The sequence below is a fragment of the Rhizomonospora bruguierae genome (assembly GCF_018397995.1).
Classification (GTDB): domain Bacteria; phylum Actinomycetota; class Actinomycetes; order Mycobacteriales; family Micromonosporaceae; genus Rhizomonospora; species Rhizomonospora bruguierae.
The window spans coordinates 1-20,453 of the sequence record NZ_BBQH01000041.1 but is presented as its reverse complement, the minus strand read 5'-3'; the positions used below and the strand labels follow the sequence as shown (position 1 = coordinate 20,453).

Genomic DNA, 20,453 nt, shown 5'->3' with positions numbered 1-20,453 from the left:
GGCGGCTCGGGTGGGTGAGGTGGCCGGTCGGGGTCGCAACACACCTTCGGGTGTGTCCGCCGGCCACCGTCCCCGCTTACGTGTGTTCGCGTAGCAGCCGCCACGCCACCTCTGCCATGCGTGACAGGGGCAGTGCGGCGAACTTGGCCCGGGTGGCGGGTTTGAGCACGTGGTAGACGGTCAGGATCGCGGCGGCGGTGGTCGCGTCCACCGGCACCCCGTCGATTTTGCGGAACTTGCCGTGTTTCGCCTCGCGGAGCAGTTCGATCACGCGGGGGTCGCCTGCGGTCGCGTCGTCGGGAAGTGCCTCGATGTCGGCGTGTCCTTCGCAGTCCGGGCAGTTCACGAGGTGGGGGTCCTCGGTGACGCGGGTCAGCGGTCCGTCGTCGGCTCCGCACACCGGCCCGGGGCGGCGACGGGCCTTGCCGTGGGTGGCAAGGGGCGCCTCGCGCCGTCGTGGAAGGGTCACGGTGCCCTCTCCTCGGGTTTGTCGTCGGGCCAGATGCCGAGCGGGTGTCCGGGGGTGATCCGGCCACGGCCGGAGGCGAGGGTGGCGAACATGGTGGAGTACGTGTCGTAGAGGTGGCCGCGGGTGCGGATGAGGTGTTTGCCTTGGGTGAGCTTCGGCGGCATGGCGTCGACCACACGGCGGATGAGGCCGAACAGGTCGCGGGCCTCGATGAGATTCGCGCAGTCGCCGCACGTCGACCAGCGTTCGCCCCACGCCTGCGTCACGGCGTGTTCGGTGTCGGTGCGGCGTGCCCGCGCGGCGCGGTGCCGGTCGCGGTAGTCGCTGACACCTACGACCTGTGCCGTGATCCGGTGGATGTCGGTCCGTTGGTCGGCGCAGCGGTAGACCCAGGCGGCCTCGGGTGCGGAGCAGAAGTCGCACTCGATCAGCGGGTCAGGGATCTCGGTGACCGGGGCCGGGTCGGGTCGGTGGTCGAACCGTTCGCCGCGCTGCTCGGCGGCGTGCAGGTACTCCACGATGCTGCCGTGATTGGTGCGGACGTTCACGCCTCGGCGGCACCGCCGGCAGTAGAGCACTTCGAAGATCGACGCCATGCTCGCGTCGAGTGCGGTCGCCGCGATGGGGCGGCCGGGTCCGCCCGGGTGGGGTGGGTGGAACGGTGTCACTGTTCGTCTCCGGTCTGGTTATCGGTGGTGTGTGGCCAGGCGGGGTTGGCCGGGTCGAGGGTCAGCCGGAGGCGCAGGCGGGCGAGGTCGACCAGCCGGCGCAGCAGGCTCGCGGTGCCGCTGCTGAGGTCGTCGTCAAAGTCGTGGGCGATGCGGCAGGCGTCTCGCAGGGCCACGCACGCGGTGGTGAAGGCGGCCTCCAAGGCGGCGCGGTCGTCGTCCCGGGTGCGCCACACGACGTGGTCGGCCGGGTAGGTGCGCTCGTCGCCGGTGGGGAACCGCAGCGTGTAGCGGCGGGCGTAGGTGGTGTGCGGGGTGGCGTAACCAACGTCGGTGACGGTGCCGAGGCGGTGCTCGGTGGCGTCGCGCGGTGCGACGACCCGAGCCGTGTCGCCGTGCTCCATGGACCGGTACATCGGTGCTCCGTTCACAGGTGGAAGGGGGTTAGTGGGTGGGGTGGTCGGTTTCGCCGCCGCCGTTGATCTCGAAGGCGATGAGGCGGTCGGTGGTGTCGCTGGTGTCGGCGTGCAGGTAGAGGTCATGGGCTCGGCGTTTGATCCCGATGGAGACGCCGTGCACGTCGAGCACGACGTACTCGGTGCGGTCCCCGGGCTCGCCGGGGTAGACGCGCAGGTTGAGGTGGGTGATCACCTCGGCGTACACGGGGTCGACCGCGCCGAGCCGCGCGAGCGCGTCCGGGAGCTGCGCGCTGGCGAGGGTGTGTTGTCCGTCAGCTTTTTCTGAGGGGCCGTTGCCGGTGGTCATGCCGGCTTGCCGTCGCCGTTGGCCGGGTTGTTGCGGATATTCGGGTTGCGTGGGAAGGCGGCGAGGATGTCGGTAAGAGCGCCGCCGGAGTGTTCGTCGGTGACGGCGGCGCAGGCAATGAGGGCAGCTCCGGCGGCGAGGGCCTGGGCCGGGGTGTAGCGCACCCGTACGGCGCGGGCGCCGTCGAGGGTGGTGGCGCGGACCTCGACGCGGCCTCGCTGCCAGGTGGCGACCGGCAACGCCTCGTCTGGCATCGCGGTGACGGCTCCGGAGAGGGCCTCGCGTAGCGCGGCGCGCAGGTGCTCGCGTCGGCGGATGGCCGTGGCTTCCCACCGTGCCGCCGCTTTGGCGTGTGCGGTGTTGTCTTCGGGGGTGTCGGCGGTGGCCGCGCGGGCGTGGAAGCGTTCGGCGTTGCCGATCGCTTGGGCGAACTCGGCGGCGAGGTCGACCAATTGGTCTGGGCTCATGCGTTCTGGGGACATGCGGGGTGCTCCGTTCGGAAGTCAGAAGTAGTGGAGAGGGCTGTCTCGCGCGTGCCGCGCGGCCCGGGGTGTGGGCCGTGGCCGCGCGGCACGCGCGACGGGTCAGCGGTGGGCGTGCGGTGGCCCATCGGGGGTGTCCGGTTGACCGGAGAACCCGGGCGGGACGAACGGCGGGGCGGCCTTCACGTAAGGCAGGCCGGGGTCGAGTCGCTGACCGGTGCGGTCGAGGCTGACCGCCCCGTACGCGGTCAGGTGCGCGCCCACGGCGAGGGCCTGCGCGCCGGTGAACAGCACGATGTGGCGGCGGGCCGACGTGTCGTGGACGTGCAACTCGACGTGCCCGTTGGTCAACGGCCGGACCGGCATGAACCGTTCGACCTGCGCCACGCTCGGCAACGCCGCACGGATCGTCTCGACCAGCGCGGTCCACTTCCGGTTGACCAAGGTGTGGCGGTGCTCGGCGCGGTCGGTCAGGATGGCGTGCTCGGCCGCGCTGGTCGAGTGTTCGGCCATCGCGCGGGCGACCTCGGCCGCCGCGAAATGCGCGCACACCTCGTTGACCAGCGCGATCACCGTCTCGACCGTGGGCGTCGGCACACGCGGCCCCACACGGACGGGTTCGGTGGAAACTACGGGCTCGGTGGGAACGCTTGCGCGTCCGGTCGTCACGTTGCCGGTTGCGGTGGTCACGTTCTCGGTTGCGGTTGCGGTACCGGCGGAGTGCTTGCCGGTACCGGGACCGGGCGCATTGCTGCCGCGCCGGCCCCAGTTCCAGCGCATCTCAGACCGCCAGCAAGTCGAACGCGCGGGCCTTCAGGTCCGCGCCCGCGCCGGTCAGCGCCCGCGTGGCCCGCACGAGGTCGGTCCTGGCGGGGGCGAAGTGGTCGACGTACTCGGTGATGGCCTGGTAGCCGGCCCACCGGGTGCCCGTGATCGCCTTCTGCGTGTCGGCGTCGCGGATGAGGTACCGCAACGTGTTCGTCCGCTGCTTCGCGTTGTTACGCGCCGTGTCGGAGGCGTCGTCCGCGAGGGGCCACACGCGCGCGATGATCTTCTCGAACTCGCCCATGGTCAGCGACTCGTTGATCATCTTTTCGGCTTCGACCTCGAAGGCGTGGAACGCCTTCCACATCAGCCCGAGGGCCTGCCGCGCCTCGGCGATCTTGCTGCCGATGTTCGAGGTGTGCCGGAACGTGTACGAGCTACGCGACCGCTGATAGGCGAGCGCCTGGGTGTTCGCGCACACGATCCGGACCGGGGTCGCGTCCAGACGCAGCGAGGCGGTGCCGTCGTGGCTGGTGGTGGCGGCGAGGTAAAGGTCCATGTCATCCACCCCAGCGATTCGCATCGCGGTGGGCAGCTTCATGGTCACGAAGACCGACCGGCCCTTGCGCATCGAGCCGGCGGTCTCGAAGTGCGCGCCGGACGCGTCAACCAGGAGGTTGAGCGTCTCGGCGACCTGCTCGTTCTGGACCACGCTGTAGTCCTCGCCGACCACGCCCAGGTATTCAGTCTCGCCCGTGGCCGGGTTGGTCCGCACGGTCATGTACTTGTCGGGGCAGTCGACCTTCGTCACCCCGCGCTCGGTGATCTCGATGCCCTGGATAGCGATCTTGCGGACCTCCCAGCCGCCGAGCCACGCCTTGCTCATGACCTCCTGCGCGGTCATGCAGGCGTCGGTGACGGCGCCGAGCTGATGCCAGGCGGACAGTCGCGCGGAGGCGAAGGCCGTCTGGCCGTTGGCGAAGGTTTCCAGTTCGTGTGCCACAGGAGGCACCCCTTTCCCGGGTTGTGTGGTTCGGGCGGGCGGCGCGGTCCGGGGTGTCGCAACCCCCGGACCGGGCCGTCAGAAACAATGTTTCCTACCTCGATGGGTCGATCAAGGCGATCGGGAAGAGTCGATCGAGGTTTCTGCGGCGAATCTGACGCCCGCCGCCAGGCAGGGCCTACCGGGTGTCGGTGGTCGGGCGGATACGCCCGTCCGGCCCGTACACGTAGGTGTGGACGGTTTTGAACGGGGCCGGTAGGTACACGGTGAACCCGTGTTCGGGGATGAACCGGGTTCGGTAGTCGCGGGTGACCCCCAACAGGTATCGGTCGGGTTTGTCGCCGTGCGACCCTGGCGGGATGATGCCCGCCCCGGGACGGTCGGCGCGGGCACGCCGGTGCCGACCGATTGCGATGTGTGGGCACAGCGACAGTGCGGCGGTCATGCACTCGGGGTGCCCCGGCGGGTCCGCGTAGCGCATCAGCTCAGCGGCCCGAGGCCCGCCGAGGAACGCCACCCAGTAGCCCATCGGCTCACCGCACAACGAACACCGGCGCTCGACGGCGAGCCGGGTCGAGACGGTGGTGTTGATCGTGGTGAAGTCCACATGCGACCCGTCGCCGTTCGGGTTCGGGTGCATGTTGACCGGCGGGATGGGCAGACCGCGCCGCGCGTCGTGGGGACGCGCGGCCAGCGACGGCGGGATTCCTGGCGGGTTGTGGGCCGGTCGGGTCATGACGGGCCGCTGTCGTGGCCGGGCCGGGTGTCGCGGATGACGAGGCCCGGATTGACAACGCGCAACAGGCGCAGCGAGGCATCCTCGTGCGTCGCGCTCAGCGTATACGCCTCGGCGGCGACCCCGGCGGCCTCCAACGCGGCGAGGTGGACCTCGGCGTTGTCGAGGTTGTCGAAAACGGTCACCGTGTCGCCACCGGCAATCACGTACACCCGGGGATCATCGGCCGGTAGGGACAGCGGGGCGGTACGGCGGTGTTCGGCCAGCCACCGGCCGACCACCTCGGCCGGGTCGCCGGCCAGTTCGTCGGTGTCGTAGCACTCGTCATCGAGCCAATCGAGGTGATCGGAGACGGTCCAATCAGGGTGAATGAGCCAGCTTTGCCGTACGGCCTGCCACATGGTCAGCCGCCCCGGCACGCCGACCGGCTCGGCCGGCTGTGAGCCGTTCGGACCGGGTACCGGGCACAGCGGGGTGCCGTCAGCGTGGGACGCGCCGGGACGAGCGGCGAATCCGGCGAGGGGCCATTCGCGCGGCGGCATCAGCCGGGCCAGTTCCCCGCATTCGGGGCAGCGCAGCGACCCCGGGGCCAGGGTGGGGCCGTGGTCGGGGTGGTGGTGTGGGGTGGTCATCGTGGGTTCCTTCCATAGTTTGTGGGTGGGCGTGCGAATGGCCGGGGCCGGGCGTGGTGCCCGGCCCCGGCAAGGGGCAACGGTCAGGCGGTGACCGGCGCGACGGCGGCCTCGTCGGTGCCGGTCTCGTCACCGGCGGCGGTGTCGGTTGCGGGCGGGGTCAGGAACGCGCGCACCTCGGCGTTCGGGGCGGGCGGGTTGTCCGCGAGCGCGTAGGTTTCCGGGGCCTCACGGGTCAGGATCAGCACACCGGCCCCGGTGAGCTTGGACATGGCGTTGCGGACCGCGCCGGGGCTCCGACCGCCGATCTCACGGGCGACGGTGCCGGGGGTGACGTCGTGGCCGGGGCCGAGGTCACGCATGAACGCCTCGACCTGGTGCCGCAACTCGTTCTTGCCCAGCTTCGCCGACCCGTCGCCATTGATCTCGCCGCCGGTACGGCCGGGGCCGGTGGCCCGCCGGGCCGACGGGCGGCGAATCTTGCGGGTGTGCCCGCACGTCGGGCACGTCGTGTGCGTCGGCGCGTTCGCCGGGTCCACCATGGCGAGGTCACCGTCCCCGATGACCCACAACTCGTTCCCGTCGTCGTCAACCGGCAGGCGACGCGCGGCCCCGGCAACCTCCATCGCGGCAAGGATCGTGTCACCCATCGCGACTGACAGGCCGCTCTCGTTGATCGCCGCATCGGCGGTGATCCCGTCCGCGTGCCCACCCAACACCCCCGCCATGATCAACACCTTCAGGTCAGGCTGACGCGGCGCGACCGGTGCCCCCGACACCGGAACGCCGGACACCGGGGCGGACAGCGTCGGCCCGTCCGCATCGTCGGCGGTGGTCGCCTCGTCGGTCGCCTCGTCCGTCGCGTCCGGGGTGGCCGTGTCGTCGGCGGCGGTCGCCTCGTCCGTCGCGTCGGGCGTGGTGGGGTGCCAGGTGTCGGCACCCGTGCGGTTGCCGTTGGTCGCGCCGGGGGTGCGGGTGGCGGTTCCGGCTGCTTCCATGGCCGCGAGCGCCTCGGTGACGGCCGGAAGCGGCAGGTTCGCCTGTCCGGCCAATTTGCGGGCGGTGAGGCCGGGGTTGTCGCGCAGCGCCTCGGCGACGGCGGACCGGGCCTCGGCGGTGCCGGGGGTGACAGTGATGTTCGCGGCCATGGCAGTAAACCTCCATAAAAAGGGGTCGGCAATAGCGATTCCGCGTGCGCGCTGTGCGCATTTATTTGCGGTTCCGCCGGGGCGGTGTTTGTTGCCCACGTCCATGGACGCTCCGTGCCGGGTGATTGTCAACCCCGTTGCGCAAGACTCTTTATGCGGGTCGCCCCGGGCGCCATTCGTGCTCGATTCAGCAACCGTCGCCGTCACAGAAAAGCCCGTTTAACGGCCCCATGTTCGCCGCTGTGACGCGTTCGGCCCGCCTCGGTAGTCCTACATGGGCCGCTGGTCCGGGGGCCGCTCACGTTGTCTTGCAGGGTCGCGGTTTTCCGGGTTCTCACGACTTACGCCGCCCGTCCGGCGGGCCGGACGGGCGGCGGTCACCACAACCCCCGGGACAGTTTTTGGGTGTGCCGAAAATCACTTCATGAATTACAGGGTCACACCCACCCGCAGCATGAAAGGAAACGGGTCAACGGCATTGTTCTCGGTGGCCGGATAGCCTTCGTGGATCTCGTAGTGCAAATGGGGGCCGGACGAGTTTCCGGAACTCCCCACATTGCCGATCGACTGTCCCACGATCACGGTCTGCCCCACCCGCACAATGGGTTGCCGCACCATGTGGCAGTACCGGGAAACAATGTCGCCAGCGTGGCGGATCTCCGCGTACCAGCCGCACCCGCCGAGGCCGGGGTAGCCGTCACGGTCACACGGCATCGGCCCGCCGGTGGGTTCCCATGAGTCGCCCCCGACGTTGCACCGCACGCGCACCACCACGCCCCCGGACGCGGCACGAATGACGGTGCCCTTCCCGGCCATGATGTCAACGCCGTCATGTCCGGACCGCTCACCGGTACGGAACCCGGAACCCGCCGTGCCCACCACTGGGCGCGTCCACCCGGCGGCACTGATCGGCGCACCGTCGCAGACGGGCAGCGTTCCGTCCGTGTACGCCGCGACGATCTCGGTTGCCCACGTCTCGTGTTTGGCGTACGCGTCCGGGTACGCCGACCGTTGCACCTTCTGTGCGGCCTCGGTGAGCGGTAGCCGTTCCCACCCTGGCACCCGCAACAGCGCCTCGTAGAACTTCCCGGCGTTACGGGCCTGTTCCGCCGTCAACCTCGCCGGGGTGGCACCCGGCACGGTGACCGCCCCGACGCAACTACCGCCGCCCCCGCCCCCGCCGAACACCGATGAGACGATCCCGGCGGTAGCGGCGATGATCAGCAGCAACAGCACGGCGACCCCGGACGCGACCCACCCGACTATCCGTCCCACGGCGTGCCACCGTCGCCGGTCGGGGCGGGTAGCCCGGCCAGGCTCACCCGGTCGGGGTGCCCGACGACGCGCCAGACCGGCCCCGTCGGACCGCCGGACGCGGCGGCGTGGTCGGCGGCGGCGGTGGCAACGGTCACCCCGTCCGGGACCCCGGCCCGGCGTAGGTGGGCGTGCAGGTTGGTCTCACGGGCGGCGGTGGGTAGCCAGAACAGCACCGGGAACGCCCGCCGGGGCGGTAGTGCGGCGTAGCCGGTCAGCTTGCCCACCACCCGGCCCAGTGTTTCGGTGCCGAGGTCGGCCTCCAACCAGAACGGCGCCGCCCGCCCGTGGTCGGCCCACACGCCGTGCCCGTCCGGGCGTACCAGGTTCCCGCACGCGTCCCGGCACCGCACCTCGTTCCACCAGCGCACCAACCGCGCCCCGGGGTGCGCGCGGGCGTGGCCGGTGAGCGCGACGAAGAACCCGTTCACGGTCACCAGGTGCGCCAGCGTCGGGGACATGGCCAGACGCGCGGTAGCGTCGCGCACCGCCGCCGGGCGGGGCAACGCCTCGCCTCGTCCGGCCGCGATGATGGCCGCGCCGACCGGCCCTAGCGTCCACCGCCAGGCTTGCGAGCCGGGCCGCTGGTAGTGCCGGAACCGGTCGAGGATGTCTCGATCGTGCAGGGTGTTGAGCCGGTTGCGGGCACGACCGACCGAGCCGAAGGCCAGGTCGACGAGCTGGTCGGTGGTGAACGTCCGGTGCTGGTCGAGCAGGTCCAGGAGGAGCCGGTCTCGGGGGGTGAGCCGACCGAGTTCGGCGGCCACGACGGACGCCGTGAGGCGAAGACTGCCGGTGGCAGATGTGCGGGTAGGAGGGATATCTCTTATCAGTCGGTTCCGGTCCACGGGTCCTCCTCACCGCCGTCCACGTGCGCGTATAACGTGTTCAAGGGGGCGTGTTCACCCGGCTGTTCGGGGTCGTTGGAAAGCTCGTTGGATCGCTCGTTAGAGGTCTCGTTAGACCCCTCGCCCTGAACAGCGAAGGTGTTACGACCCACCAGGTCACTGACCGCAGCGTCGACCGAGACGGAAGAGTCGGCGGTGGCCGAGGCGGTAGCGGCTTCGCTGAGCAGCCGCCGCCGCTGCTTCACCGGCAGGCCGGTGTGCTCTCGGGCCGCGCGGCGCAGCTCGCCGGCACGCCCCGCGACGGCCGGCGGTGGAGGCTCGGTGTCGGCGGTAACCGGTGGCACCACCCGCCCACCGGCGACCGGCCGCAGCACAACTTCGTAGCCGCCGAGACGGATCAGGTCCCCGTCATCGAGGTACGGGCGCAGGTGCCGGGCCTGGTCGATGGCATCGCGGGGCGCGAGGGCGAAGTACACCTTGTTCCGGGCGTTGGCGTCGATCGCCTCCACCATCTCCCCCGACAGTTGCCCGAGGTACTGATGGGCGAGCACGAAGCTGGTGTGTAGGCCGCGGGCTTCGGCGAGGGCATCGTCGATGCCGATGGGCAGGTGCAGGAAGTTGTGGCACTCGTCGAGCACGATCATCGCGTCCGGGCGATCGTCTTCGGGGATGCGGGCGCGGGCGGTGGTGGCCTGCCACAACCCCGCCAGCAGCAGAGAGCCGACCAGGCGGGTGCCGTCCTCGCCGAGGATGCCTTTGGGTAGCCGGGCCAGCAGGACGCCGCCGTCGAGGATGTCGGCGAAGGAGAACGTGGTGGCCGGCGCCCCAAACAGGCTGTTCGCCATCGGGTGCGCCAGCACCAGGCGCAGCCGGGACAACAGCGGGGCGACGAGGCCGGAGCGCTGCGCGGCGGGCAGCTCGTTGAACCCTTCCCAGAACTCGCCGAGGGTGTTGCCCTCCCACGCGTTCAACCTGTTGGTGACGGTGTTGACCCGGCTGGTCCGCCACGTCGAGTCGGACAGCAGCTGCGGTAGCTGGGCGAGGGTGGCGCCTTCGACGTGAGCGAGGGTGAGCAGGCCGTGATAGCAGATGTCGGCGGTCCGGTGACCCCACCACCGCGACCACACCTTCGCCATCACCGCCGTGAGGTTCGCGGCCACGTCATGCGCGCTGCCCCCGTGCACCCTTGGGTCAAGCAGGTTGATCGCCGGTGGCGCGGAACGCTCGTCCGGATCGATCAGGACCAGCCGGTCACCGCACGACGTGGGTAGCCGGGCCAGCAGGTCACGGATGAGGTCACCCTTGGCCGGGTCGAACCGGCGACACCGCGACCGGCCTCGACGTCGTCCAGGATCATCCGCATCAGCAGGGTCGTCTTGCCCGTGCCGGTCGGCCCGAGCGCGTGGACGTGGTACCGGCAGTCGGCCAGGGAGATCCCGACCCGCGTCGGCGATCCGGCGTTGGCGACGCCGATGACCTTGCCGCCCAAGCCGTGCCGATCGTCCAAAGGCACCAGGTTGAGCCTGCGGTCCTCGGTGTCGGTGTTCGACTCGACAGCCTTGCTTTTGATCTTGTTCAAGGTGTGCTCCAAACGGTCGGCTGATCGTCGTGCCCGTCCGGCTCGGCCGAAGGGACGGCGAGCGGCCGGCGGCGCGGGGCCGGGGTAGCGCGGAAGACCTCGCGGGTGGCGGCCCGCCGCCGCGACGCCGCGCCGGGCAGGCCGTAGGCGGCCGGCTCGGCGGGCAACCCCGCGAAGGCGGCGGCCTCCGCCACGGAGACGAGACTCATCCGGGCCTCGGGCACCCATCGGTCAGCCGCCGCGACCGCGCCGGACCGGAGCCGGCGGCGGGTGAAATGCGCCGAGAGCAGCCCGAACCCCGAGCTGACGTCAGCGGCGGCGGCGACGGCGGCCGGCTTGGTGGGACCGGCGGCGACGGCGTGGACGGCGACGAGCAGGTGAGGCGCGTCGGCGTACTTCGCCCGCGCCTGCCGAGCCAGCTCGGCCATGTACGGGTCGGTCGGGCTGGTGCGCCGCCTCGTGCTCGACGAGCCGCCGGGGGTGAAGATGTCCAGGACGCCGATGAGCAGCGCTCGCAGCCCATCGGCGAGCAGCCCGGCAGCGCGGGCGGTTCCTCGGGGGCGGCGGGCGTGTTGTGGGTTGGTCATCGCGCGGCGTAGCAGCCGCAAGCGGTGAGCTGGTGCGCGGCCGAGGTGGACTTGCAGGAGCGCGCCGCCGGTGCGCCCGGCCGAGGCGAGCCCGCCGTAGACGGCCCGCAGCCGGTCCTCCTCGGGGGCGCCCGCGTCCACGCCTCGGCGCGGGGCCGGTGTCGCGTCCTCGACCAGGGGCAGCCACTCGGGCTGGGTGGGCCAGACCGCGAGGGCGGCCACGGCCCCGGTCGTCCGGACGGCCGGTGGGCTGGCCTGTTCCGCGCGGACGCCGGGCCACCCGCGTTGCAGCAGCCGCACCACGGCGGTCGGGTTGACCCCCGGTGGCAGCCACAGCCCGCACCGCATCCCGTCCGGGTCGGCGGCGACCTCCCAGACGAGCCGGGGCGGGCGCAGCGCCCAGCGGCGCGGCGCGGGCAGCACGGTGGCGAGCAGCCGCCATAGGCCGATCGTCGCCGCCGGGGTGGCGGTCACCGGCGGGGTGATCTGCAGCCAGCGTGCTCCGGCGGCGTGCCGCCGCCAGACGTGCCGCCGCCACCGCGCCCACCCAACCCGTAGGGCGACGAGTGCCGCCGTGGCGGCGAGGAGCAGCGGCCACCGGTCGCGGACGAGATGCCACGCGGCCTCGGTGGCGTCGTCGCCCCAGGAGCCGCACAGCAGCTCGCCAACGAAGGAGCCGGGCACGCCGCCCTGACCAGGCACACACCCGGCAGGCTGCGGAGGCGACGGCGGCGGGGATGGGGACAGGACAAGGACGGAAACCATCGGGGACTCCGATCAGCGAAAGAAGAGGCTCGCGGGCCGGGTCAGCGGCGGCGGGCCGGTGCGCCGGTGACCGGGCCGGTGACGATCAGCTCGTGCTCTTCGGCGGAGGCGTGGCTGTGGAAGGCCACCCGGGCTGATCCCGCCGCGAGGAGCGCGTCTCCGCGCTGGCAGGACAGCAGGAACGCCCGCTCGCCGTCGGTAAGCCCAAACGCATCCGCCACCGCGTCGATCGCCTGCGGCGCCTGCCGCAACAGGACCTGCGTGGCCGCGTTGGAGACGACGGCGCGGCCAGTCTTAGTGGCGAGCACGTCGGCGGCGTCCTGGGTCACCACGGTCAACCCGACGCCGTACTTGCGCGCCGACTTGGCGAGAGTCTCCAAGAACCGGCCGCCGCGTCCGCCGGAGAGCAGCTTCCACGCCTCGTCCACCAGCACCATCCGCAGCACATCCGGACGGGAGCCGGAGGCGGTCGCGCCGCGCACGGTGCGCCAGATCGTGTCCAGGGTGAGCAGCGTGCCCACCGGGTGAAGTTGCTCGGGCAGGTCCTTGATGGCGAAGACCACGAGGTGCCCCTGCACGGCCGTGGTGGTCGGCCCGTCGAACAGGCCCTTCATGCTGCCGGCGACGTAGGGGTGCAGGCGGGCGGCGACTCGACGGCCCGCGTCGTCGGTGCCCTCCAACGCGGCCATCACGTCGGCTAGCAACGGCGCCGGTCGCCTCCACGTGCGCGGGTCGGTGGTGATGCCCTTGCCCCGGTACGCGGCCAGCACCGCCACATCGAGAGAGCGCGCCTCGTCACCGGGCAGGGGCGCGCTGACGGCGGTATCGCCGCTGCTCATGACCGCGACCAGGGTCTGCATGAACCGTGCCCGGTTGTTGAGGGCGTCGTCGTCATCGGCCGGCAGGTCAAGAGGGTTGATCTTGACGCCGGCCGCGCCGAGGCGGATGACGGTGCCGCCGACCGCGTCGGCCAGCCGGAGGTACTCGTCTTCGGGGTCGATGACGAACGCTTCCACCCCGAGGCACAGGTTGCGCAGCAGGTCGAGCTTGGCCAGGTAGGACTTGCCTTCGCCGGATCGGGCGAGGATGACGGCGTTGTAGTTGGACTGCGCCCACCGGTCCCAGACGACGACCCCGGCCGAGTGGAGGTTGAGCCCGAACAGCACTCCCCTGCCGCTGTCTGCGGCGGTGTCGGGCAGGTCGGGGCTGGTGAACGGAAAGGCGGCGGCGAGGGCGTCGGTGTCGAAGACCCGCTTCATCCCGAGCGCGTCGAACGCGAGGGGTAGGCCGCTGATCCAGCCCTGCAACTGCCGCCAGGTCACCGGCGCGGTGTCCAGCAGCAGGGAGGCGGCCAGGGACCGCACCTCGGCCACCCGGTCAGCCAACTCGGCGGGGTTGACGCCGTGGACGGTCAGGTACAGGCCGAGCCGGAACAATCTCGCTTCGCCTCGGGCGACACGGCCGGCCAACTCGGCGGCGTCAACCGCGGCGGCGTCGAGTTCGGGATCGTCCAGGCGGCCCTTGGCCGCGTCCTGGCGGCGGGAGGACTCGAACCGGCCGCGCTGCTTACGCAGCCGCTGCGAGGCCACCGCCGGCGGGACCGGCTCGATGTGGAAGGCGGCGTCGACCAGGCCCGGGTAGGACAGGATCGGCTCGGCCCACCCCGGGCCGACCTCGGCCGGATAGCCGACCACCGCCAGGGTCGCGCTGTAGCCGTCCCCGACCCGGACGTGCCGGCCGTCGATTTCGACGGCATCCGGCGACCCGGGCAGGATCGAGGCCGACTCGGGCACGGGACGCCGCCGCGTCGGCAGCAGCGAGGAGAACGGGCTCACCGGTCGTCACCTCCGTCGGACGTGGCGTAGGGCGTGAAGGTCGGGGCGGTGGGGTCGAGGCTGGCCGCCAGCCGCACCGCCGCGTCCGACCCATCGAGCACGCGGGCGGGAACCTCGCAGCCGCCGAGCGCGCGTACCACCTCGGCCGCCTGGTGCGCGGCATGATGCGCGCCGCGTCGGCTGCGCACGGCGACGGTGACCTGCCGGTGCAGCAGCTCCCGCTGCCCGGCCAGCCCATCAAGGAACGCCACGTGCGCGCGGGCAGCCTCTTCCAACGCGGGGTGCGGCAGCCCCGGGGCGGCGGCGAGGAACCGGTCGGCGAGGTAGGTCAGGTCGACCCGCTGCGCCCGCACCACGATCTGCGCCGGACCGTCGAGGCTGTGTAGCCACCGCGCGAACCCGGCAACTAGGCCGTTTTGTTCCCCGGGTGTCCGCAGGCCGAAGGCGACCGTCGAGGCGGCGACCAGGCTCGTCGTGCCGTCCGACCCGAGGTCGATCAGCCCGTCGCCGGTGATACCTCGCGCGGGCAGTCGCAGCGGTGCGGGTATCGGCAGCCGGTCACCCGGCCCGGCGGTGGTGGCAACCCACGGCGGAGCCGGGATGACCGGTCCCTCGGCCGGCACGAGCCGGCGAGGGCTGCGGCGGTGCCGCAGCGCCGCGAGGACCCAGGCGTCGAGCGGGATGCCGTCCCGGCGGCCGACCGCGAGCAGGAACGCCCCGGCGGCGACCGGCGTCGCCCCCACGAGGAACACCAGCGGATGCACGAGCGTCGCCACCGCCGTCCACGCTGCGTAGAGCAGCAGTCCCGTGACGGCCAGGATCACCAACTGCCGACCGGATAGACCGAACGCAATCTTGTCGGGCCGTTCGATGTCTGCGGGAACCCGAGCCCGCATCGAAGCCTCGTCGCTGCGGCGGCTCATCGCTGATCACTCCTCGGTTTCGGTGACGGGCGCCGCACCGGAGCGGACGGCTGAGATGGCGGCGGGGACGGGGACGGGCGCGGTGGCGGGGACGGAACCACCGACCGGCGGCCGTCCGGGGACGGCGGTACGGACGGGGCCGGTGGACGGGGCCGGGCCGTGCTGGTGGCCGGTGCCCGCCGGGCGGCGGTGTTCACAACCGCCGGGGTGCCCGCGTTCGTGGCGGCTTGCCCGTTCGGGGTGGCACGCCTTGCCGCTGTGGGCCGCGTTGCCGGGGTTGAGGCGCGTCGTGGCCTGCCGGCTGCCGGTGCGGCCGGAGCGGCGGAGAACACCGGTGTGACCGGGGCGGGTGGCCGGCGCGGGGCGGTCTGCGGCGCTGGTGCGGTCGAGAACGTCACCGCTGGTGCCGGGCCGCCGTGCGGGGGTTTCGGTGCCGTGGTGGTGGCGTCGCTGAAGGCGACCCGTGCCGGTGGTGCGGCTGGGGACGGCGGACTCGGCTGAGGTGGGGACGGGTGGGAGAACGGCGCGGCCGGGACGCCGCCGGACGGTGGTGCGGATGGTGTGGACGGGGTCGCCGGGTGGCTGAAGGTAGGGCCGGCGGTCGTCCCGGACGGCGCGGGCAGCGGCGTATGGGTGACCGGGGCGTGGCTGAAGGGCACCGGTCCTGGCGGGGGCGGCGGGACGGGAGCCGGTCCCGGACGAGGCGGGCGAGGTGGACGGGGCGGACGGGGGCCACCGGGTGACGGACGGGGACCGGGCGGACGAGGTGTCGTCCGTCCGGCGGTTCGCGCCGCGCTCGCGCCGCCCAGGATGCCGGCCGCCGCGCCGAGTGTCTTGATCATGATGATGGCTTGGACGAGTTGACCGAGCAGTCCTCGTCCGCTGCGTTGTCCGAGCGGGCCGAGGATGAACTGACGCATCCAACCGGGCAGCTTGATCAGCAGCCACAGCATCGTCAGGCAGACCACCACGCCGAGGAGCCCGGTTCCGGTCGCGGGCACGCCCATCACGGTCGGCCCGGCGGGGGTGAGAAACACCTTGATGCTGGCCATGACGACGATGGCCTGGCCGAGTTGCAGGCCGAGGCAGGCCAGGACGCAGCGCCACCACAAGTTGGCGACGCCTTCGGTGAGCGGGCTCGCGTGGCAGATCAGCGCTGCCGGGGCGAGGCCGAGCAGGATGATCAGGGCGGCGAGGCGCAGCACGAATGTAAACTCCAGGATCAGGCACATCACGATCACGGCGATGGCCATCAGCGCCATCAAGAACCCGTCGCCTTGCAGGGCGTTGTCGACGATCTGTCGGATCGCGGTCGCGGCGCTGGGGCCGTCGATCGTGTTGCCCGCGATGGCCACGGTGAGCGCGTTGGTTAGCTCGATGGCCTTCTGGCCGATGATCAGGCTGCAATTGGCGAGGACCACGCCCACGGCGATGCGGGGTAGTACCTGCTTGAGGCCGTACCGGGTTTGCAGGGTCTCCCGGGCGCTGACCAGGAACCCGCCAGCGACGATGAACAGCACGATGACGCCGTTGGCGACGATCAGGCTCGTCGTCCAGATCGCCTTGACGTGCTCGTTGCTGGTGAGGTCGGGGGTCGACAGCCACGACGCGCCGAGGGCTTCCATCACGGGCTGAAGGGCCTGCTCGGCGGCCCACACGACCAGGTCCACGACCGCCTTGCGGATCTGGCCTCCGATGTCGTACCAGGCCGGATCATCGTCAACAGAAGGCTGGCCGGGAGTCGGGGCCGGGCCGGGTGTGGGCGCCGGTGTTGCCGGAGGGGACGGCTCCACGCCCGGCGGGCGGACGCCAGGGTCAGGCACGCCAGGCGTCGGCGGTGTGCCAGGCGCGGTAGAGGGCGGGCCGGGTGCCGGGCTGGGCTCGGCGTGCGCCGGCCCGGCAAACGCGAAGGTCAGACCGGCGAGAATCACCACGCCGAGCAGCAGCGCTACACAGCGGGACACGAGGCGGATGGTCATCAGGCCACCCACTCACCAACGATCGTGACCAGCAGCGGAGCGAGCAGCGCCCCCGCGTAGCCGATCGCGGCGCTACGGAAGGCGAGCTTGCCCTTCTCGACCTCGCCGGGTTCGCCGCTGGTATAGCGCAGGAACCCCACCGTGAGGCACAAGGTCGCCCAGGCGGCGAGGATGCCGAGCAGCCAGATGCGGATGTTGTCGACCACCTGCGTGATCGACTCGGCGGCAAGCACCACCGGGGCGGGCTCGGCCGCGTACGCCGTCCCCGGGGCGGCGACGAAGGTGGCCGTCACTGCGGCGGCCCCGAGCAGCATCAGCAAGGTGCGGGCCGGACGAGAAAGGTCTCGGCGGGGACGGCGGACGGACGGCCGTCCCCGCCCGGCGGTCCCGAGGCGACGGCGAGCCGCCGCCTCGGGACGCGCAGAGGGGTTGTAATTCATGGGATTGGGCACCTCCGGTGCGCACGCCTGAGCAGCCCGCAGCAGGGGCGTGGGTGCGCGATTGGGCTTGGCGAAGGCGGGACCGGACGATGCGCTTGGTGAGGTGACCTCGGATGCCGACCGGCGCGGCCGTCCTCCTCACGAAGAAGGCGGGTGGGCCGGGACCGTACGGGGTGTCAGCGCCGTCAGCGGGTCCGGTCGGAGCAGGTCACCTGCGCGGAAGAGTCCCGCACTAGGGGATTACAAATCCGGGCCTCGGATTGGAAAGCCGCAGCCCAGACGGCTTGCTTACGGGCGCTTCCGGGCGGTCGGGGCGTCGAGGGCCAGGATCGCGGTGGCCTCGTTGACCGCATCGGCGTACGGATCGGACAGCTCACCGGACTCGATCGCGTCCTTGAGCCGGGCGACGGCGGCCGTGCGCCGCTTGTAGAGGTTCCAGCGGGGCTGACCGGTCCGCTCCGCGTACGCGGTGAGGCTGACCTCTTCCAGGTACGTCGCGCCGATCAGCTCCGCCTCCTGGGCGGTGATGACCCCGGCGGTGACCGCGCGGGCGAGGACGAGATCCGGGTGGCCGTACGGGGCCGGTGGCAGCACCGCGCCGGGGGCGTGGTTCGGCGCCCCGGACGAGGCCGGCTCCAGGTCGCGCAGCTCCGTGCGGGCCTTCGAGAACGCGGCGGACAGCAGATGTCCGACCACACCCGGCCTGTCCAGATCGACGGTGCCCAGAGCGCGGAGGAAGTGCTCGACGATAGCGGCCTGCACGTCGCCGGTGAACAGCTTGGACAGCAGGTACGCCTTGAACCGCAGGCCCGGCAACGCGACACCGACCGCACCGGCACGCCACGCCGGGTCACCGGTACGGGCCTGCCGCACCAGCAGCCGCCACGCGGCGTCTCGGGCGGCGTAGCTGCAGGATGGGTGCATGAGGATCGCCGACAGCTCGGGCAGGGCGATGGCCCGGCGGGGCAGGCCGTGCCCGAGGCTGCGGCCGTCCACCGACAGCGGGCTTGGTCCCTGCCCCATCAGCCGGAATCGGTACTCGATGTCGTTGAGCAGCGTCTCGCCCCGCTGTGGGGCGGCCGGCTCGGTGGTAGGGGTACGACGGTCCATGGTGGTGCTCCCTCGTGATGACCGTGTGCCGTCCGGCGGGAGTGCCGGTCGGCGCTGTGCCACCACGTCACCAGGGCCTTTGAACAGATCATGAACACTCGTGATCTTGTTCAAGCGGGCTCGACACGTGTTCAACCCGGCCATCGCCAATGCCCGTCGATGCGCCCCGGCAGCGGCCCGCCGGCACCCCGAGCCGAGGTGTTCAACCCGTGGTCAGGCTGTTCAAAGCACTCCGCGCCGGCCGCAGCCGCTTCGAGGAAGCCGCCTTGAACACGCCCGCCACGAATCCATCTACATGGATCAAGTCGAAGGGCTAGGAGAGGCCACGGAACGCGCCCGGGACGATCTTGTTCAAGCCCGGAGGCGGGTCAGCCCGGTCGCGTTCAAGCAGACGAGGATCTTGTTCAACCCGGTTAACGACCTTGTTCAACCGGTCACAGCCCCGTCCCGGTCCTCTGCCGGTCAGATGGTGCGAGCGGAGTGCGTTTCGACGGCCCTGACCTGCGTGTTCAACCCATCGATGATCTTGTTCAACCCCTCGGCATCGGGCAGGGTGCCGATGTCGACGCGCGGCGGGGCTTCCAATCCGAGGCCCAGATTTGTAATCCCCTAGTGTCAGCGCTCGTCGGCGGACGTGGCCCACACGCCCATGCCGAAGCCCAGCTTCACCGCCCCCGGTGACCGGCCCCAGCCGGCACCCGTCGGCCTGCTCCTCGCCCGTACCCGCTTCCCCCGCACGCCCCGACCGGGAATGCCGGACTGGCACGGGCTCTCCCCGAACCACCTCGCCTACCTCATCCGCCGCTACACCCACGTCGGTGACGTGGTGCTCGACCTCGACGCGCACCCCACCGCCATCGCCGCGACCGCCTACCTGAACCGGGTACCGGCCCGGCTGTTCACCGGTCGCCACGGCCTACACGTGCGGCTCCTGCCACCCACTCCCGAACACCGGACCCGCCACGCCATGCGACGTCCCGGCCCACGTGCCGACCTGATGCTGGCGACCCTGCCCAAGGGCGCACAGGGCCTCACCCGGGACGACGCGGCCACGGCGATGCGAACCTGGCGGCCCCTGCTACGCCCCGGCGGCTTCCTGCTCGTCGGACTCACCGCGCCGCTCCGGCGGGGAGAGTTCAGCCTTCGCGCCACGGTCATCGCCGCCGCCCGCGCCGCCGGATTCTTCTACCACCAGCACATCCCCGCCGTCCTCGTCCCGCTGCCCGAACACGAGCCGCGCACCGCCCCGGAACGCCCCGACGAGGCCGACGACGGCCGCCGTCTGCTCGCCGGCCGTCACCTGCCGGCCTTCCGAGACCTGCTCGTGTTCGCCACCACCGCCACCGGTGAGGAGAACGCCCGTGCCTGAGCCCCGTCCGCCGTTCCAGCCCGCCGATTCCCGCGACCTCGAACCGCCGTACCCCGACGCGTCTGGCCTGGCCGCCCTGCTCACCGAGGGCTATCTCGGCTCGGTCTGGCTCACCGGTCAAACTGCGTCACGGGACCTGCGGCGCGGCCGATACACCCCGGAGTCGTTGACGCATCCCGGCAAGATGCTGCCGACCATCGCCCGGTACGCCATCCGCACCTACACCCGGCCCGGCGATGTCGTGCTCGACCCCATGGCCGGCATCGGCACTACCGTCATCGAGGCCATGCGCCTCGGCCGTCATGGCGTCGGCGTTGAGTACGAAGCGGAATGGGTCGCCAAGGCGGCCGACAACATCCGCCACGCCGTCCAGGTGGGGGCACCGGGCCGGGGCGAGATCTACCACGGCGACTCGACCGCGCTGCCGTCCCTGCTGCCGACGAGCCTGCACGGCCAGGTCTCGCTGGTCATCACGTCGCCGCCGTATGGGCCGTCCACCCACGGCCACGTCCGCACCCCCGGACCGAGACGCGGCAAGGTCCGCAAGATCCACCACAAGTACGGCGGCGTGGACAACCTCGCCTACCGCAGTCACGGCGAGCTGGCTGACGGCTTCACCGCGATCCTCGCCGGATGCGGCCAGCTCCTACGTCCCGGCGGACACGTCGTCGTCACCGCACGGCCCTACCGCCGCCACGGCGAACTCATCGACATTCCCGGCATGGTCGTCGCCGCCGGCATCAACGCCGGCCTCGAACTGGTCGAGGAGTGCATCGCCCTCATCTGCGGCGTCCGCGACGGCGTGATCATCCCCCGGGCCTCGTTCTTCCAGCAGAAGAACACCCGAGACGCCATCGCCACCGGCGACCCGCAATGGCTCGTCCAGCACGAAGACGTAGTAGTTCTCCGGGCTTCACGCTGATGAACGACCGCCCACCGGACGAACCGGCCCACACGAACGCGATAAGAACCACGCCAGCAGTCGAGTTTCGTACCGAACTGGAGCTGACCGACGCCGCCGCCCGAGCGCTGCTGA

Annotated in this window: 22 protein-coding genes; 2 read left to right on the top strand and 20 right to left on the bottom strand. The window is 71.5% G+C overall.

Annotated features, from left to right (window positions below; all coding sequences use genetic code 11):
• Positions 1 to 76: 76 nt before the first annotated feature.
• The 20 genes from KJS59_RS21045 to KJS59_RS20955 all read right to left on the bottom strand — a co-directional run bounded on the left by KJS59_RS21045 (position 77) and on the right by KJS59_RS20955 (position 18,048).
• Positions 77 to 469 (bottom strand): hypothetical protein, encoded by a 393-nt coding sequence (locus KJS59_RS21045; RefSeq protein WP_213454673.1) that lies wholly within the window; start codon positions 467 to 469, stop codon positions 77 to 79.
• Complete coding sequence (locus KJS59_RS21040) at positions 466 to 1,017, bottom strand: hypothetical protein (RefSeq protein ID WP_249714613.1); 552 nt, start codon at positions 1,015 to 1,017, stop codon at positions 466 to 468. The genes KJS59_RS21045 and KJS59_RS21040 overlap by 4 nt, the downstream gene beginning before the upstream one ends.
• Positions 1,018 to 1,133: 116 nt before the next feature.
• Positions 1,134 to 1,553, bottom strand: a complete 420-nt coding sequence (locus KJS59_RS21035; protein WP_213454671.1) for a hypothetical protein — start codon at positions 1,551 to 1,553, stop codon at positions 1,134 to 1,136.
• 28 nt (positions 1,554 to 1,581) lie between these two features.
• Positions 1,582 to 1,902 (bottom strand): hypothetical protein, encoded by a 321-nt coding sequence (locus KJS59_RS21030; RefSeq protein WP_213454670.1) that lies wholly within the window; start codon positions 1,900 to 1,902, stop codon positions 1,582 to 1,584.
• Entirely contained in the window at positions 1,899 to 2,369 is a 471-nt protein-coding gene (locus KJS59_RS21025; RefSeq protein WP_213454669.1) for a hypothetical protein, read from the bottom strand. The genes KJS59_RS21030 and KJS59_RS21025 overlap by 4 nt, the downstream gene beginning before the upstream one ends.
• 117 nt (positions 2,370 to 2,486) lie before the next feature.
• The gene (locus KJS59_RS21020; protein ID WP_249714611.1) at positions 2,487 to 2,981 is read right to left on the bottom strand and encodes a hypothetical protein; all 495 of its coding nucleotides are present in this window, start codon (positions 2,979 to 2,981) and stop codon (positions 2,487 to 2,489) included.
• Between the two features lie 184 nt (positions 2,982 to 3,165).
• The gene (locus tag KJS59_RS21015; RefSeq protein ID WP_213454667.1) at positions 3,166 to 4,152 is read right to left on the bottom strand and encodes a DUF932 domain-containing protein; all 987 of its coding nucleotides are present in this window, start codon (positions 4,150 to 4,152) and stop codon (positions 3,166 to 3,168) included.
• Between the two features lie 178 nt (positions 4,153 to 4,330).
• The gene (locus KJS59_RS31335; protein ID WP_249714609.1) at positions 4,331 to 4,888 is read right to left on the bottom strand and encodes a hypothetical protein; all 558 of its coding nucleotides are present in this window, start codon (positions 4,886 to 4,888) and stop codon (positions 4,331 to 4,333) included.
• Positions 4,885 to 5,520 (bottom strand): hypothetical protein, encoded by a 636-nt coding sequence (locus KJS59_RS21005; RefSeq protein ID WP_249714607.1) that lies wholly within the window; start codon positions 5,518 to 5,520, stop codon positions 4,885 to 4,887. Before KJS59_RS21005 ends, KJS59_RS31335 begins: the two co-directional genes overlap by 4 nt.
• An 83-nt stretch (positions 5,521 to 5,603) precedes the next feature.
• Positions 5,604 to 6,668, bottom strand: coding sequence for a hypothetical protein (locus KJS59_RS21000; RefSeq protein ID WP_213454666.1), 1,065 nt, complete (start codon positions 6,666 to 6,668; stop codon positions 5,604 to 5,606).
• A gap of 429 nt (positions 6,669 to 7,097) precedes the next feature.
• Positions 7,098 to 7,943, bottom strand: coding sequence for a M23 family metallopeptidase (locus KJS59_RS20995; RefSeq protein WP_213454665.1), 846 nt, complete (start codon positions 7,941 to 7,943; stop codon positions 7,098 to 7,100).
• The gene (locus tag KJS59_RS20990; protein WP_213454664.1) at positions 7,931 to 8,749 is read right to left on the bottom strand and encodes a replication-relaxation family protein; all 819 of its coding nucleotides are present in this window, start codon (positions 8,747 to 8,749) and stop codon (positions 7,931 to 7,933) included. The genes KJS59_RS20995 and KJS59_RS20990 overlap by 13 nt, the downstream gene beginning before the upstream one ends.
• 62 nt (positions 8,750 to 8,811) lie before the next feature.
• A complete protein-coding gene (locus KJS59_RS20985) occupies positions 8,812 to 9,990 on the bottom strand; it encodes a type IV secretory system conjugative DNA transfer family protein (protein WP_249714605.1) in 1,179 nt (392 codons plus the stop codon).
• A gap of 77 nt (positions 9,991 to 10,067) precedes the next feature.
• On the bottom strand, positions 10,068 to 10,409 hold the full coding sequence (locus KJS59_RS31330; RefSeq protein WP_249714595.1) for a GTPase domain-containing protein: 342 nt from the start codon (positions 10,407 to 10,409) through the stop codon (positions 10,068 to 10,070).
• A complete protein-coding gene (locus tag KJS59_RS20980) occupies positions 10,406 to 11,698 on the bottom strand; it encodes a hypothetical protein (protein ID WP_213454663.1) in 1,293 nt (430 codons plus the stop codon). The genes KJS59_RS31330 and KJS59_RS20980 overlap by 4 nt, the downstream gene beginning before the upstream one ends.
• Before the next feature lie 104 nt (positions 11,699 to 11,802).
• Complete coding sequence (locus KJS59_RS20975; protein ID WP_213454662.1) at positions 11,803 to 13,596, bottom strand: VirB4 family type IV secretion system protein; 1,794 nt, start codon at positions 13,594 to 13,596, stop codon at positions 11,803 to 11,805.
• Entirely contained in the window at positions 13,593 to 14,519 is a 927-nt protein-coding gene (locus KJS59_RS20970; RefSeq protein ID WP_213454661.1) for a PrgI family protein, read from the bottom strand. The genes KJS59_RS20975 and KJS59_RS20970 overlap by 4 nt, the downstream gene beginning before the upstream one ends.
• Positions 14,516 to 16,189 (bottom strand): hypothetical protein, encoded by a 1,674-nt coding sequence (locus KJS59_RS20965; protein WP_305071791.1) that lies wholly within the window; start codon positions 16,187 to 16,189, stop codon positions 14,516 to 14,518. The genes KJS59_RS20970 and KJS59_RS20965 overlap by 4 nt, the downstream gene beginning before the upstream one ends.
• 308 nt (positions 16,190 to 16,497) lie before the next feature.
• Positions 16,498 to 16,938 carry a pilin gene (locus KJS59_RS20960; RefSeq protein ID WP_213454659.1) on the bottom strand — a complete coding sequence of 147 codons (441 nt, stop codon included), beginning with the start codon at positions 16,936 to 16,938 and terminating at the stop codon, positions 16,498 to 16,500.
• A gap of 288 nt (positions 16,939 to 17,226) precedes the next feature.
• Positions 17,227 to 18,048, bottom strand: coding sequence for a hypothetical protein (locus tag KJS59_RS20955; protein WP_213454658.1), 822 nt, complete (start codon positions 18,046 to 18,048; stop codon positions 17,227 to 17,229).
• A gap of 649 nt (positions 18,049 to 18,697) precedes the next feature.
• On the opposite strand from KJS59_RS20955, the gene KJS59_RS20950 reads away from it, so the two are divergent.
• The gene (locus tag KJS59_RS20950; protein ID WP_213454657.1) at positions 18,698 to 19,417 is read left to right on the top strand and encodes a hypothetical protein; all 720 of its coding nucleotides are present in this window, start codon (positions 18,698 to 18,700) and stop codon (positions 19,415 to 19,417) included.
• A complete protein-coding gene (locus KJS59_RS20945; protein ID WP_213454656.1) occupies positions 19,410 to 20,339 on the top strand; it encodes a DNA methyltransferase in 930 nt (309 codons plus the stop codon). The genes KJS59_RS20950 and KJS59_RS20945 overlap by 8 nt, the downstream gene beginning before the upstream one ends.
• Positions 20,340 to 20,453: the final 114 nt, after the last annotated feature.

Bases quoted from the DNA above. Each gene is read 5' to 3' on its own strand.
- KJS59_RS21035 (WP_213454671.1), bottom strand. From the start codon at position 1,553: ATGTACCGGTCCATGGAGCACGGCGACACGGCTCGGGTCGTCGCACCG.
- KJS59_RS21030 (WP_213454670.1), bottom strand. From the start codon at position 1,902: ATGACCACCGGCAACGGCCCCTCAGAAAAAGCTGACGGACAACACACC.
- KJS59_RS21025 (WP_213454669.1), bottom strand. From the start codon at position 2,369: ATGAGCCCAGACCAATTGGTCGACCTCGCCGCCGAGTTCGCCCAAGCG.
- KJS59_RS31335 (WP_249714609.1), bottom strand. From the start codon at position 4,888: ATGACCCGACCGGCCCACAACCCGCCAGGAATCCCGCCGTCGCTGGCC.
- KJS59_RS21005 (WP_249714607.1), bottom strand. From the start codon at position 5,520: ATGACCACCCCACACCACCACCCCGACCACGGCCCCACCCTGGCCCCG.
- KJS59_RS21000 (WP_213454666.1), bottom strand. From the start codon at position 6,668: ATGGCCGCGAACATCACTGTCACCCCCGGCACCGCCGAGGCCCGGTCC.
- KJS59_RS20970 (WP_213454661.1), bottom strand. From the start codon at position 14,519: ATGAGCCGCCGCAGCGACGAGGCTTCGATGCGGGCTCGGGTTCCCGCA.
- KJS59_RS20960 (WP_213454659.1), bottom strand. From the start codon at position 16,938: ATGAATTACAACCCCTCTGCGCGTCCCGAGGCGGCGGCTCGCCGTCGC.
- KJS59_RS20955 (WP_213454658.1), bottom strand. From the start codon at position 18,048: ATGGACCGTCGTACCCCTACCACCGAGCCGGCCGCCCCACAGCGGGGC.
- KJS59_RS20950 (WP_213454657.1), top strand. From the start codon at position 18,698: ATGCCGAAGCCCAGCTTCACCGCCCCCGGTGACCGGCCCCAGCCGGCA.